The organism is Microbispora sp. NPDC046973, from assembly GCF_040644495.1.
Taxonomy (GTDB): domain Bacteria; phylum Actinomycetota; class Actinomycetes; order Streptosporangiales; family Streptosporangiaceae; genus Microbispora.
In genome coordinates, this window is the sequence record NZ_JBEYWQ010000003.1 from 471,243 (window position 1) to 484,516 (window position 13,274).

The following is a 13,274-nucleotide window of genomic DNA, read 5'->3' on the forward strand; positions in this document are numbered from 1 at the left end:
GGGTGACATGCGGCCCAAGCGTGGCAAAGATGGGGGCATGGTCGAGGAAGGCGCTCTGCTCTGGGAACCCACGCCCGACGTCGTACGTGCGGCCCGGATCACCCGTTACATGGAACGACTGGGCCGTACGGGGGACTACGAGGACGTCTGGAAGTGGTCGGTCGAGTCTCCGGCCGACTTCTGGACATCCATATGGGACTACTTCGGCGTGGTCGGTACGCGTGGCGACGGGCCCGTCATCCAAGGAACGATGCCGGACGCCGAATGGTTCGCGGGATCGGCCCTGAATTACGCCGAGAACGCGCTGCGCGGCCACCCCGGCAGGACGGCGGTCGTCTTCCGCAACGAATCGGGCAGCCGATGGCAGTACTCGCTCGGCGAGCTCCGCGAGGAGGTCGCGCGGGTCCGGGCGGGCCTCGTGCGGCTGGGCGTCGGGCGTGGTGACCGGGTCGCCGCCTACGTCCCGAACATCCCCGAGGCCCTCATCGCCTTCCTGGCCACCGCCTCGCTCGGGGCGATCTGGTCCTCCTGCTCGCCCGACTTCGGCGCGCCCAGCGTGACCGACCGGTTCGCCCAGATCGAGCCGAAGGTGCTGGTCGCGGTGGACGGCTACCGCTACGGCGGCAAGGCGTACGACCGGTCGGAGGTGGTGCGCGAGATCGCCGGGAAGCTGCCGACGCTGCAGGCCACCGTCTGGATCCCCGTGCTCGGCGCCGACGCGCCCGACGACGCCGCCGGCACCACACTGAGCTGGGACGACCTGCGCGCCGAGACCGCGCCGCTGGAGTTCGAGCGGGTGCCCTTCGGTCATCCCCTGTGGGTGCTGTACTCGTCCGGCACCACCGGCCTGCCCAAGCCCATCGTCCACGGTCACGGCGGGATCGTGCTGGAGCACCTCAAGTCGCTGTCCTTCCACCAGGACCTCGGCGAGGGCGATGTGTTCTTCTGGTACACCACCACCGGCTGGATGATGTGGAACTACCTCATCGGCGGCCTGCTGGTGGGGTCCACGGTCCTGCTGTACGACGGCAGCGCGGCCCACCCCGACACCGGCGCCCTGTGGCGGCTCGCCGCCGAGGAGGGCGTGACGTACTTCGGCACCGGAGCGCCGTACATCATGGCGTCGATGAAGGCCGGGGTGAAGCCGCAGGGGCTCGACCGGCTGCGCGGGATCGGCTCGACCGGCTCGCCGCTGCCGCCCGAGGGGTTCGCCTGGGTCTATTCGGACGTGAAGCCCGACGTGCAGCTCGGCTCGTTCTCCGGCGGCACGGACGTGTGCACCGGGTTCGTGGGCGCGGTGCCGCTGCTGCCGATCCGGGCCGGCGTGATCCCGTGCCGCTGCCTCGGCGCGTCCGTCGAGTCCTTCGACCCCGCGGGCGCCTCGATCGTGGGCGAGGTGGGGGAGCTCGTCATCACCCGGCCCATGCCGTCCATGCCGGTCATGTTCTGGAACGACCCCTCGGGCGACCGCTACCGGGAGTCGTACTTCGCCGACTACCCGGGCGTCTGGCGGCACGGCGACTGGATCAAGATCCTCCCCGACGGCGGCTGCGTCATCTACGGCCGCTCCGACTCGACCCTGAACCGCGGCGGCGTGCGGATGGGCACCAGCGAGTTCTACCGGGTCGTGGAGCGCTTCGAGGAGATCGCCGACAGTCTCGTCATCGACACCGGACAGCTGGGCCAGGAGGGCAGGCTGCTGCTGTTCGTCACCCTGGCCGACGGCGCGGCGCTGTCCGACGAGCTGACCTCTCGCCTGCGCACGGCCCTGCGCACCGAGCTGTCGCCCCGGCACGTGCCCGACGAGATCCACGTGGTCCCCGGCATCCCGAGGACGCTGTCGGGCAAGAAGCTGGAGGTCCCCGTACGGAAGATCCTGCTCGGCACGCCGGTCGAGAAGGCCGCCAACCCCGACGCCATGGCCAACCCCGAGGTCCTCACCCATTTCGCGCCCGAGCAGTGACTGTGGCCCGGACGAAGCGCTCGCCCCATTCGCGGACGTACGCGACGAACTCCGGCGGACCCAGCACCTCGAACTCCGCGCCCACGTTGCCCAGCGCCTGAATCGGCCAGTCTAGTGATACCAGCGGCGGCCGACGGTGACCAGCCGGTAGGGCTCGACCTCCCGCGGGGAGGGCTCGCGGCCCCGCGCGGCGTAGGAGAAGCGCAGCCGCTCCTCGTCACGGCAGGCCTGGGCGACGACGGTCAGCACGTCCACGGCGACGACCGGTTGCGCCGGGGTCGTGGAGACCATCGCCTCGCTCAGGACGTCCACGCGGCGGCGCAATCCGCGCCCGCCCAGCGGCGGTGGGTCTGCAGGAGGGACAGCGCAGCCGGAGGGTGCGTGAGCTCGTGTTCGCCATGGCTCCAGTCTGTCCGGACTTCCGGCCGGAAAGTGGCCGGAAGCCTCCCTAGCGTGGATCTCGAAGCCCTGCGGAAGGAAACAGGAATGATCACTCGTGAGATCCGGCTGGCCGCGCCCGTCACCGGCGAGCCGGGCCCCGGCCACTTCACCGTCGCCGAGACCGAGGTGGGCGGCGAGGTGACCGTCAGGACCGACTACGTGGGGCTGGCCGCGACCTACCTGGAGCTGATGCGGGCCGACTGCCGGATCCCGGTGCCCGCCTGGCAGCCCGGTGACCGCGTGGGGGCCGCCGTCGAGGGCACCGTGGTCCGGTCCGGAAGCCCGGATCTCGCCGTGGGCGAGGGAATCACGGTCTTCTTCGACGTCGTGGACGGCATCGAGCAGGTGCCCGGGGCGTTCCTGTCCCTGCTCAAGGGCTCCTACCGGGGCAACGTCGCGGTGCGGCTGACGTGAGCGTGCTCTCCCCGCGCGCGCTCAACCGGGCGCTGTTGCACCGGCAGTTCCTGGTGGAGCGCACCGGCCGCACCGCGCTGCAGGTGCTCGGACACCTGGTCGCCATGCAGGCACAGGAGCCGAACTGGCCCTACGTCGGACTGTGGAGCCGCGTCGACGGCTTCACCCAGGCCCAGCTGAGCGTCCTGCTGGAGGAGCGGACGGTGGTCCGCTCGGCGCTGCTGCGCAGCACCCAGCACCTGGCCGTGGCCGGCGACTTCCGCCGGTTCCGTCCCGTGCTGCAACCGGTTCTCGACCGTACGGCGAGCACGCCGTACTTCAGGCGGGTGAGCGGGGAACTCGACACCGGCGAGCTCACGGCGGCCGGAGCGCGGATCCTGGCGGGCCGGACGCTGCCCCGGCGGGAGCTGGCCCGGCTGCTGGCGCTGCGCTACCCCGGCAGGGAGGGGAAGATCCTGGCCGGGGAGGTGGAGCTGAGAACCCCGCTGGTCCATACCCCCGAGACCGCGACGTGGGGCAGTTGGGGCACCCGGAACGCCGTCTCGGTCACCCGCGCCGAGGACTGGCTCGGTGCGCCCATGACACCGGCCTCGACCCAGGAACTGGTCCGGCGCTATCTGGCGGCCTACGGCCCGGCCGGTGTCATGGACGTGCAGGCGTGGTCGGGGCTGACGCGGCTGCGCGAGGTGATCCACGCCATGCGCGGCGAGCTGCGCTGCCATCGCGACCCCGAGGGCAGGGAGCTGTTCGACCTGCAGTTCGACGGGGAGACCGCGCCGGAGCTGCCTGATCCCGGCACACCGGTTCCCGTGCGGTTCCTGCCCGCTTTCGACAATCTGCTGCTCGGCCACGCCGACCGGACCCGGGTGATCAGTGACGCCGACCGCAAGCGGGTGATGCCGGGTGCGGCGATGGTGCTGCCGACCTTCCTCGTGGACGGGTTCGTCCACGGCAGCTGGTCGGTCAAGGACGGCACGCTGCGGCTCGTCCCGTTCCGGCCGTTGCGGGCGGCCGAAAGGGACGAGGTGACGGAGGAGGCCGAACGCCTGCTGCCGTTCCTGGGGGCCGCGAACGTCGCGTACGGGTGAGGCGGTCAGGAGACGAGGGCGTACGCGCGAACGGGGAAGGTGCCCATGCCGGACACGGCGACGGGCGCCGCGTGGAACCGGAACCCGGTGTGCGGCAGCCGTTCCAGACCGCGCATGTGCTCGATGATCGGGATGCCCGCGGTGAGCAGGGCGGTGTGGGCCGGGCGGAGCCCGTCGGCCATGTCGTCGATGTTGACGCTGTCGATGCCGACGAGGGCCGGTTGCCGGTCGGCGAGCAGGGCGGCCGCGTCCGCCGTCAGGAAGGGATGCTCCGGGTCGCCGTAGGACGGGCCGCCCCAGTGTCTGTCCCAGCCCGTACGCAGCAGGACCGCGCGGCCCGTGACGTCGACGCTCTCGAACACCTCGGTGCCGATGCCGCGCCCGGGGGAGCCGGAGACGTCGATCAGCAGGCCGGGGACGTCGACCAGCCGGGACAGGTCGACCTGGGCCAGGTCCTCGCCGTCCGCGAGCCGGTGGAACGGCGTGTCGAGGTAGGTGCCGGTGTTCGCCACCATCGCGATGCGGCCGATCTGGAACTCGGTGCCCGGGGCGTACCGGCCCCGGGAATCCTCGCGCGTCAGGTGGTCGCCGATCTCCGGTGCGGGCAGGCCCGGATAGGTGATCATGCCGTGCCTGACCACATGACTGAGTTCGACGACACGGCCGCGCGGGTGCTGCTGATCCTGGGATGTCACGTGTTCATTGTCGACGACGTCGCCAGGACCCGTTCGTACGCCTCCTGGAGCAGTTGGGACGCGCGCGGGCGGTCGGGGTAGGGGCGGGGGATGCCCAGGTGCGCCTCGCGCAGTTCGTCCATCAGGTCCTCCCAGAGGGGCGGGCCGCCCTCCTCCAGCAGCCGCGCCCGGACGGTCAGCTCCGGTGTCGTCGGCCGATGGCGCAGGCCCCAGGAACCGAGCGCGACCATGACCGGGACCGTCTGGATGCCCGCTTCGGTGAGGCTGTAGGTCCCTCGCCGTCCCCGTCCCGCGTCCTCATGGGTCAGCAGGCCTCCGGCGACGAGGGCCTTGAGACGGCTGCTGAGGATGTTCGACGCGATCCCCTCCTCGGAGTTGGCGAGCAGGTCGCGAAAGTGCCGGCGCCCGCCGAAGACCACGTCGCGCAGGACGATGAGGCTCCATCTGTCTCCGAACGCCTCCACTGCCGCGTTGATCGCACATCCCGACCGCGGCTCGTCTCGCATGGCCGACCTCCAACTGATTGCGTTTTGCCACCACCTAGTCTACAGTTCCTCTCGGTAGTTGCAATCCGCAAGCAGTGGTCGAAAACAGGAGATCAGCAATGTCTCGTGTCAGAGTGCACAACTTCTCCGTCTCACTGGACGGCTTCGCCACTGGCGAGGGGCAGAGCCTGGACGAGCCGTTCGGCCACGCCGGCGGACGGCTCCACGAGTGGTTCTTCACGACCCGGACCTTCCACGCCATGCAGGGGAAGCCCGGCGGCGGCACCGGGGTCGACGACGCCGTCACCGGTACGTGGGACGCGGGCATCGGCGCGGAGATCATGGGCCGCAACAAGTTCGGGCCGCAGCGCGGCCCGTGGGAGGACCACGAGTGGACCGGATGGTGGGGGCCGAACCCGCCGTTCCACACGCCGGTCTTCGTTCTGACCCACCACCCCCGGCCCTCGGTGGAGATGGAGGGGGGCACCACGTTCCACTTCGTCGACGCCACCCCCGAGGAGGCGCTTCGGCAGGCCCGCGAGGCCGCGGGCGGACTCGACGTGCGGATCGGCGGCGGGCCGAGCACCGTCCGCCAGTTCCTGGCCGCGGACCTGGTCGACCACATGCACGTCGCCGTCGTCCCGATCATCCTCGGCCGCGGCGAACGGCTGTGGGACGGGCTCGAAGGACTGGAGAAGCGATTCCGGATCGAGTCCGTGACCACCCCGAGCGGCGTCACCCACATGACCTTCACACGACGCTAGCCCCCTGAAAGGCTGACAGACATGACCGAGAACATCACGTCCAAGGACGGCACGACCCTCGCCGTCGACACGATCGGCCAGGGCGCGCCGGTGATCCTCGTCGGCGGCGCGTTCAACGACCGCTCGACGGTGGCCGGGCTCGGCGCCGAGCTCGCGTCGGCGTTCACCGTCGTGACCTACGACCGGCGCGGCCGGGTGGGCAGCGACGACAAGAGCGACGACTACCAGGTGGCCAACGAGGTCGACGACCTGGCGGCCGTCATCGAGCACGTGGGCGGCCGGGCCTCGGTGTTCGGCCACTCCTCTGGGGCCATCCTCGTGCTGGAGGGGGCCATGCGCGGGCTGCCGATCGACCGGGTGGCCGTCTACGAGCCGCCGTACTGCGCGGACGAGGACCAGCCGAGGCCGGCGGCCGACATCTACGACCGGCTCAAGGCCCTGGTCGCCGCCGGTGACCGCGACGGCGCGGTGGAGCTGTTCCTCCACGAGGCGGTCGGGGTTCCGGCCGAGGCGATCGCCGGGATGAAGTCCGGTGAGGGGTGGTCGTTCATGGCCGACAAGGCGCCCAGCCTGCCGTACGACGTGCTGGTCAGCGCGCCCTGGCAGGTGATGCCGTTCGACCGGCTCGCGGGGATCGCCGTGCCGGTGCTTGCGGTCTACGGCGACCAGACCGCGCCGAACCTGGCGGAGGGGACGAAGGCCGTCGCGGCGACCGTGCCCGGCGCCGAACTGACGGTGATGCCCGGAGAGGACCACGCGGTCTTGCAGCGGCCCGCGGCGCTGGCGCAGATCCTCACGAAGTTCTTCGGCTGAGCGTCCTCCGGCGCCGGACGCCGGAAACTGTCGGAGCGGGCGGATACCTTCGAGTCGGCATGCATATCGACGGCGCGACCACTGAGTCGATCGGCACTGAGTCGATCGGCAGCGGGCTGATCGGCAGGGAGCATCCTGCCGCGATGCTGCGCGCCGAGATCGCCAGGGCGGTCGGCAGCCACGGCGGCCTGACGCTGGTCGCCGGCGAGGCCGGCATCGGCAAGACCACGCTCGTCACCAGCGCGGCCGAGGAGGCAAGGCGTCTGGGCGCGCTGGTCCTCAGCGGATCGTGCTGGGACTCCGACAGCGCCCCCGGCTACTGGCCGTGGGTGCAGATCCTGCGGGGGCTGCGGCGGTGCGCCGCGCCCGGGGAGTGGGCGGCGGCCGAGGACGCCGCGGGCGCCGGACTGGCCGCGCTGCTCGGCGAGTCGCCGAGCGCCGACGCGGCCGAGGGCTTCCGGCTGTACGACGCGGTGACGAGCGCCCTGGTGGCGGTGTCCCAGAGCCGTCCCCTGGTGGTCGTGCTCGAAGACCTCCACTGGGCGGACGCCGCGTCGCTCAGGCTGCTGGAGTTCGCGGCCCAGCACACCTGGTTCGAGCGGGTGCTGCTGGTGGGCACCTACCGCGACGTGGAGGTGGAGTCGGCGGACCATCCGCTGCGGCCTCTCGTGCTGCCGCTCGTGGCGCGGGCGACCACGGTCACCCTGACCGGCCTCGAACGCGAGGAGGTCGGCGCGCTGATGACCCGCGCCGCCGGCCGGAATCCGTCCGCCGACCTCGTCGCCGAGGTGCACCGGCGCACCGGCGGCAACCCCTTCTTCGTCGAGCAGACGGCGCGGCTGTGGCGCAGCGGCGGTTCGGTCACCACGATCGCTCCCGGCGTCCGCGACACCCTGATGCGGCGGCTGTCCCTGCTGCCCACACCGGTCGTCGACCTTCTCGTCACCGCCGCGGTGCTCGGGCGTGAGTTCCACCGCCAGGTGCTGGCCGCCGTCGCCGCGGCTCCCGTCCTCCACGTGGAACGGCTGCTCGACCAGGCGGTGGCCGCCCGGCTCGTGGCGGCGAAGGGCGGGGAGGAGTTCGCGTTCGCGCACGACCTGGTCCGCCAGACGCTCTACGAGTCTCTCGACGAGAAGACGGCATCCCGGCGGCACGCCGCGGTCGTCCACGCCGTCGACCGGTCGCCCGCCCTCGCCGAGCATGTGCTCCCCGCCGACGTGGCCCGGCACGCCTATCTCGCCGGTGACCACGTCGAGCCGGCCCACGCGGCGGAACGGCTGCTCTCCGCGGCCCGTGACGCCGCCGCTCGCCTGGCCGGCGAGGAGGCGCTCGGGCACTATCGCAGGGCGCTCGAACTGGCCGCCGTCGCCGGCGAGCCGCGCCGTCGTGTCGTGATCGCGCTCGAACTCGGCCGCGAGCTCTACCACGGGGACGACCGCGACGGCGGCCGGCGTGCGTTCGAGGAGGCGGCCGCCGTCGCCCGGGAGGCCGCCGAGCCCGAGCTGGTCGCCCGGGTGGCGCTGTCCGTCTACGCGGCCTGTGGCGGCGACGGCGGTCCACTGGCCGCCGACCTGCTGCGGGAGGCGCACGGGGCGCTGGTCCGGGACGGCCGGACCTCCGACGAGCTCTCCCTCGACCACCTCGCGCGGGAGCTGGCCATCCACGTGGCGCTGCTCGCCCGGCACGGCGAGGACGACGAGGCGCTGGCCTTCAGCCTGTGGGCCTTCCACGACGCCATCTGGGGTCCCGGCACCGCACCGGAGAGGGCGGCGCTCACCGGAGAGCTGCTGACCCTGGCGCGCCGCACCGGCGACGTGGAGATGGAGAGCATCGCCGCCGCGTTGCGCTGGGTGGCTCTGCTCGAGCAGGGCGACCCCGCCTATCTCGGCCAGTTCCGCGAGTTCGTCGCGCTCGGCGGCAGCGCCGACCTGCCGCGCCTCGACATGGCCACGGCCAGCGACCGCAGCATCATCGCCGCGCTCACGGGCGACTTCGACCAGGCGGAGACCCTGCTCGACGAGCTCGCCGCGTTCGAGCACGGGCACGACAACTTCGCGTACATGCTGGACCACCACCGCTGGGCGGTGCGGATGCTCCAGGGCCGCGACGACGGCCTCGACGAGATCCACCGAACCCTGCGCAGGAGCCGGCACCCCTGCCCGGGCCTGCTGGAGGCGATGACCGCGCTGCGGAGGGGAGACGGCGCGACCGCGCTGCGCCACCTGCGCGACACCGTGGCCAGAGGCGAGCCGCGGCGTTCGATCCGGCCCCTGTGGCTGCGGTTCCAGGCCATGGCCGCCGCGTGGTCGCGCGACCCTGAGTTGTGCGAGAAGGCGAGGGCCGAGCTCGACCCCTACCTCGGCAATTGGGCGGTGTCGATGTACGGCTGGGACATCGGCGGCCCGGTGGTCCTCCTGCGTGCTCTCGTCGACGCGGCGCAGGAACGCTGGGACGAGGCGATCGACGGGTTCACCGCCGCCTGGCACTCCGCCGATCTGCTCCTCGCCCGCCCGTGGTCCGTCGAGGCGCGGGCGCATCTCGGCGAGGCGCTGCTGCGGCGGGGCCGCCCGGGCGACGCGGAGAAGGCCGGGAAGCTGCTGGACGACGTGGAGGGCGAAGCGGCCCGGCTCGGCATGCGGCACATCCTGGAGCGCGCCCGCAGGAGCCGTGCGCCCGGCCCCGGAGCCGAGTTCCGGCGGGACGGAGCGGTCTGGACCCTGGGGTTCGACGGCCACACCGTTCACCTGCCCGACGCCAAGGGCCTGCGCGACCTCCACTGCCTGCTGGGCCATCCCGGGACCGACCTGTCCGCCGTACGGCTGCTCGACCCGGAGGGCGGGGAGCTCGTCGTCGCCGCCCGGGGGATGGGCGGCGACGCGGTCCTCGACGAGGAGGCCAAGGCGCGCTACCGGCGCCGGCTCGCCCTGCTCGACGAGGAGATCGACCGGGCGGCCGAGCGGGGAGACGACGGCCGGGCGGCGGAGTTCGACAGGGAACGGGCGGCCCTGCTGGCAGAGCTGCGCTCCGCCTCCGGGCTCGGCGGGCGCGACCGCCGCCTCGGCGACGAGGCCGAGCGCGCCCGCAAGGCCGTCACCGCCCGCATCCGTGACGTGCTGCGCAAGCTCGACCGGCTTCATCCCGCGATGGCCGCCCATCTGCGCGCGGCGGTCTCCACCGGCGCCACCTGCCGCTACCAGCCCGACCACGAGATCACCTGGCGCCTGTGACCTATTTGCGGTTGTAGAGGCGCATGGTCAGCGCGCCGAAGACCACGATCGACACCGCGCCGCTGACCAGCACCCACGTGATCTCCCCGGTGTCCGGGCTGCCCGCCATCAGCGAACGCGCCGCGGTGACCAGGTGGGAGATGGGGTTCACCCCGACGAACGCCTGCAGCCAGCCCGGCATGGTCTGCGGGTCCACGTAGACGTTGCTGAGGAAGGTGAGCGGGAACAGCACCAGCATGCTGACCCCCATCACCGACTTCTCGCTGCGCAGCAGCAGCCCGAACATCGTCCAGATCCACGAGAACGCGAACGAGAAGGCCACCAGCAGCGCGATCGCGGCCACCACGCCGGCGACCCCGCCCTGCGGGCGGAAGCCCAGCACCAGGCCGACGACGAGGATGACCGTCGCGGCCATCGTGTAGCGGAACGCGTCGCCGAGCAGGTAGCCGACCATGGTCGACGGCCGCCAGATCGGCAGCGTACGGAAGCGGTCGAAGACGCCCTTCTCGATGTCCTTGTTGACCTCGACCCCGGTGTACATCGTGATCATCACGACGCTCGTCACCATGATGCCCGGCAGCAGGAACTGCAGATACTCCGTCGGCGAGCCCGCCAGCGCACCGCCGAACAGGTAGGTGAACATCAAGGTCATCATGATCGGGAACGCGGTGACGTCGAACAGCTGCTCGGGCACGTGCTTGATCTTCAGCATCGCCCGCCAGCCGAACGTCAGCGAGGCCGACAGGGCGCCGGGACGCGGCGGGCGGGCCCCGGGAGCCAGGACCGCGCCCAGCGTGTCGGCCGCGGGGACGAAGGACGTGCCGGTCTCGGTGGTCGTGGTACTCATGCCGCCGCCTCCTTCACTTCCTCGTCGGTGGCCGGTTCCCCGGGGGGCGCGCCTGTCAGCGCGAGGAAGGCCTCGTCGAGGCTGGGCTGGCCGAGGGAGAAGTCGTCCACGACGATGCCCGACGCCGCCAGCGCCGCGAGGGCGCGCGAGGCCCGCTCCGCACCGGCGTCGGCGTCCTCTCCGGAGATGCGGGCGGTCAGGGCCACGGGATCGGCCTCCAGGTGGACCTGCGTGTTCAGCTCCTTGGCCAGCACCCGCTCGGCCTCGGGCCGTTGCGCGGCGTCCCGCAGCCGCACGTGCACCGACCCCGAGCCGACCGACGACTTGAGCTCGCCGGGCGTGCCCTCGGCGATGACTCTGCCGTGGTCGATGACCGCGACGCGCCCGGCGAGCCGGTCGGCCTCGTCCAGATACTGCGTGGTCAGCAGCACGGTCGTGCCGTGGGCGACGACGATCCTCACGATGTCCCAGACCTGGTTGCGGCTGCGCGGGTCGAGGCCGGTCGTGGGCTCGTCCAGGAACAACAGGTCGGGCGTGTTGAGGATGCTGGCCGCGATGTCCAGCCTCCTGCGCATGCCGCCCGAGTAGTTCTTGACCTGCCGGCCGGCGGCCTCGGTCAGCCCGAACGCCTCGAGCAGCCGCATGGCCCTGTCCCTGGCGGCGGCCTTCCTGTGGCCCAGCAGCCTGCCGAGCAGGACCAGGTTCTCCATCCCGGTCATCTCCTCGTCCACCGAGGCGTACTGACCCGTCAGGCTCACCCGGCCGCGTACGGCGTCGGGCTCGCGCAGCACGTCGTGGCCGAACACCCTGGCCTCGCCGCCGTCCGGGCGCAGCAGGGTCGCCAGCATCTTGACCGCGGTGGTCTTGCCCGCCCCGTTGGGGCCGAGCACGCCGTACACGGTGCCCGCGGGCACGGTGAGGTCGAGCCCGTCCACCGCGCGGTTCTCGCCGAATGTCTTGACCAGGCCCGATGTCTCTATCGCCAGATCTGTTGTCCGGTCCCGCATGATCTGTCGTCTCCGTTCCGTTCAGCCGTTCACGGAAGAGGCGCCAGATCCGCCGCACAGGCCCGCTAGATCCGATCTAGCGGGCGGCACGGCAGGAGACCGTGGGCCAGGTCCGGTTGCCGTGGTGCTTGATCGTCACCCCCCAGGTGTTGCCGTGGCCGTCGGGCCTGGCGGTCATGACGGTCCTGGCGGGGTTCCACGTGGCGCTGACGTTCCAGGTCGCGATGATCTTCTCGGGATGCGGCAGGGTCATGGTCACGACCCAGTCGTCCGAGCCCGTGACGGTGACGCGCAGGCTGTACCGGTCGGGCCACTTCGCGCCCGCGGAGAGCGTCGCGGTGCAACTCCTCCCGGGAGACTGCGCCGGGCTGGGCGAGGGGCCGGGAACGGCGGCGTTGAGGGCGTCGAGGACCGCCGTGTAGGCGGGTTTCTTGTCGCCGTCGCCGTCGAACAGCAGCGGGGTGTCGCTGCTTCGCCAGGAGTCGGGGTCGCGCACGCCCCACACCGTGATGCCGTCGCAGCGCGGGACGGCCAGGCAGTCGCCGACCACGGCGGCGTACGTCGCGGCCGGGGCGCCCTGGACGTCCAGCTCGGTGATCTGGACGTCGACCCCGAGCGCGGCGAAGTTCTGCAGCGTGGTGCGGAAGTTGGCGTCGTAGGGGCTGCCGCCGGCGAAGTGGGACTGGAAGCCGACGCAGTCGATGGGCACGCCGCGCTGCTTGAAGTCCTTCACCATGGCGTAGACGCCCTGGGTCTTGGCCCAGGTCCAGTTCTCGATGTTGTAGTCGTTGTAACACAGCTTGGCGGCCGGGTCGGCGGCCCGCGCGGCGCGGAAGGCGACCTCGATCCAGTCGTCGCCGGTGCGCTGGAAGTTCGAGTCACGCCGGGCTCCGGTGCCGTCGGCGAAGGCCTCGTCGACCACGTCCCAGGCGTAGATCCTGCCCTTGTAGTGGGCCATCACGCCGTTGATGTGGTCGACCATCGCCTGACGCAGCGCGCTGCCGCTGAGGCTCTGCAGCCACTGCGGCTGCCCGGAGTGCCAGACCAGGGTGTGGCCGCGGACCCGCTTGCCGTTCTGCACGGCCCAGTCGACGATCCGGTCGGCGCTGGTGAAGACGAACTGGCCCTGCCGGGGTTCGGTGGCGTCGAGCTTCATCTCGTTCTCGGGCGTCACCATGTCGAACTCGCGGCCCGCGATCGTGGTGTACGCCGGGTCGCCGAGCTTGCTCCCGTTGATCGCCGTGCCGAAGTAGCGGCCGCTGCGCGCCGCCGCCGTGCCCAGCGTGGTGCCGGGCGTGTCGGCGGATGTGTCGGCGATGGCGATCGCCGCGAGGCCCATCGACAGCGCGGCGACGGCGCCGAGGACGAGCATGCGGCGGATCACGGGTCGTGCCATGACCTTGAGGGGTTCCACAGCGTCCGTCCTTCCTCATGGCGAATGTTTCGGAGTTTCACCGAAATATTGCGGATCGACAAGACTTGGGTCGTACGCCGCCTCGGTTCCGGGAACCGTGACATCTGTCGTGGGCG

11 protein-coding genes and 1 pseudogene are annotated in these 13,274 nt (G+C 71.7%); 6 read left to right on the top strand and 6 right to left on the bottom strand.

Annotated features, from left to right (window positions below):
• Positions 1-37: 37 nt before the first annotated feature.
• Positions 38-1,963 carry an acetoacetate--CoA ligase gene (locus ABZ860_RS09315; protein WP_357217622.1) on the top strand — a complete coding sequence of 642 codons (1,926 nt, stop codon included), beginning with the start codon at positions 38-40 and terminating at the stop codon, positions 1,961-1,963.
• A gap of 117 nt (positions 1,964-2,080) precedes the next feature.
• Here the strand turns inward: ABZ860_RS09315 and ABZ860_RS09320 are convergent.
• Positions 2,081-2,215: pseudogene (locus ABZ860_RS09320) on the bottom strand (WYL domain-containing protein); the annotation flags it as partial.
• Positions 2,216-2,449: 234 nt separating this feature from the next.
• Between ABZ860_RS09320 and ABZ860_RS09325 the strand changes: the two are divergent.
• On the top strand, positions 2,450-2,818 hold the full coding sequence (locus ABZ860_RS09325) for a hypothetical protein (RefSeq protein WP_357217297.1): 369 nt from the start codon (positions 2,450-2,452) through the stop codon (positions 2,816-2,818).
• Positions 2,815-3,906 carry a winged helix DNA-binding domain-containing protein gene (locus ABZ860_RS09330; RefSeq protein ID WP_357217300.1) on the top strand — a complete coding sequence of 364 codons (1,092 nt, stop codon included), beginning with the start codon at positions 2,815-2,817 and terminating at the stop codon, positions 3,904-3,906. The genes ABZ860_RS09325 and ABZ860_RS09330 overlap by 4 nt, the downstream gene beginning before the upstream one ends.
• A 5-nt stretch (positions 3,907-3,911) precedes the next feature.
• On the opposite strand, the gene ABZ860_RS09335 is transcribed toward ABZ860_RS09330, so the two are convergent.
• The gene (locus ABZ860_RS09335) at positions 3,912-4,532 is read right to left on the bottom strand and encodes a cyclase family protein (RefSeq protein WP_357217625.1); all 621 of its coding nucleotides are present in this window, start codon (positions 4,530-4,532) and stop codon (positions 3,912-3,914) included.
• A 65-nt stretch (positions 4,533-4,597) separates the two neighbouring features.
• Positions 4,598-5,107 carry a helix-turn-helix domain-containing protein gene (locus tag ABZ860_RS09340; protein ID WP_357217302.1) on the bottom strand — a complete coding sequence of 170 codons (510 nt, stop codon included), beginning with the start codon at positions 5,105-5,107 and terminating at the stop codon, positions 4,598-4,600.
• Between the two features lie 98 nt (positions 5,108-5,205).
• Here ABZ860_RS09340 and ABZ860_RS09345 point away from each other — a divergent pair, with 98 nt between their 5' ends.
• The 3 genes from ABZ860_RS09345 to ABZ860_RS09355 are packed head-to-tail and all read left to right on the top strand — an operon-like array spanning position 5,206 to position 9,890.
• Complete coding sequence (locus ABZ860_RS09345; RefSeq protein ID WP_357217305.1) at positions 5,206-5,850, top strand: dihydrofolate reductase family protein; 645 nt, start codon at positions 5,206-5,208, stop codon at positions 5,848-5,850.
• Positions 5,851-5,871: 21 nt separating this feature from the next.
• On the top strand, positions 5,872-6,663 hold the full coding sequence (locus ABZ860_RS09350) for an alpha/beta hydrolase (protein WP_357217307.1): 792 nt from the start codon (positions 5,872-5,874) through the stop codon (positions 6,661-6,663).
• Positions 6,664-6,722: 59 nt separating this feature from the next.
• Complete coding sequence (locus tag ABZ860_RS09355; protein WP_357217309.1) at positions 6,723-9,890, top strand: AAA family ATPase; 3,168 nt, start codon at positions 6,723-6,725, stop codon at positions 9,888-9,890.
• 1 nt (position 9,891) lies between these two features.
• Here the strand turns inward: ABZ860_RS09355 and ABZ860_RS09360 are convergent, their stop codons facing one another.
• From ABZ860_RS09360 to ABZ860_RS09370, 3 genes are all read right to left on the bottom strand, one after another.
• Positions 9,892-10,737, bottom strand: a complete 846-nt coding sequence (locus ABZ860_RS09360; protein ID WP_357217312.1) for an ABC transporter permease — start codon at positions 10,735-10,737, stop codon at positions 9,892-9,894.
• A complete protein-coding gene (locus ABZ860_RS09365; protein WP_357217314.1) occupies positions 10,734-11,744 on the bottom strand; it encodes an ATP-binding cassette domain-containing protein in 1,011 nt (336 codons plus the stop codon). Before ABZ860_RS09365 ends, ABZ860_RS09360 begins: the two co-directional genes overlap by 4 nt.
• Positions 11,745-11,820: 76 nt before the next feature.
• Complete coding sequence (locus tag ABZ860_RS09370; protein ID WP_357217316.1) at positions 11,821-13,158, bottom strand: endo-1,4-beta-xylanase; 1,338 nt, start codon at positions 13,156-13,158, stop codon at positions 11,821-11,823.
• Positions 13,159-13,274 lie beyond the last annotated feature (116 nt).

Excerpts from the sequence above, each read along its gene's own strand:
- ABZ860_RS09350 (WP_357217307.1), top strand. The coding sequence starts at position 5,872 with ATGACCGAGAACATCACGTCCAAGGACGGCACGACCCTCGCCGTCGAC.
- ABZ860_RS09340 (WP_357217302.1), bottom strand. The coding sequence starts at position 5,107 with ATGCGAGACGAGCCGCGGTCGGGATGTGCGATCAACGCGGCAGTGGAG.
- ABZ860_RS09345 (WP_357217305.1), top strand. The coding sequence starts at position 5,206 with ATGTCTCGTGTCAGAGTGCACAACTTCTCCGTCTCACTGGACGGCTTC.
- ABZ860_RS09365 (WP_357217314.1), bottom strand. The coding sequence starts at position 11,744 with ATGCGGGACCGGACAACAGATCTGGCGATAGAGACATCGGGCCTGGTC.
- ABZ860_RS09355 (WP_357217309.1), top strand. The coding sequence starts at position 6,723 with ATGCATATCGACGGCGCGACCACTGAGTCGATCGGCACTGAGTCGATC.
- ABZ860_RS09360 (WP_357217312.1), bottom strand. The coding sequence starts at position 10,737 with ATGAGTACCACGACCACCGAGACCGGCACGTCCTTCGTCCCCGCGGCC.
- ABZ860_RS09335 (WP_357217625.1), bottom strand. The coding sequence starts at position 4,532 with ATGATCACCTATCCGGGCCTGCCCGCACCGGAGATCGGCGACCACCTG.
- ABZ860_RS09315 (WP_357217622.1), top strand. The coding sequence starts at position 38 with ATGGTCGAGGAAGGCGCTCTGCTCTGGGAACCCACGCCCGACGTCGTA.
- ABZ860_RS09325 (WP_357217297.1), top strand. The coding sequence starts at position 2,450 with ATGATCACTCGTGAGATCCGGCTGGCCGCGCCCGTCACCGGCGAGCCG.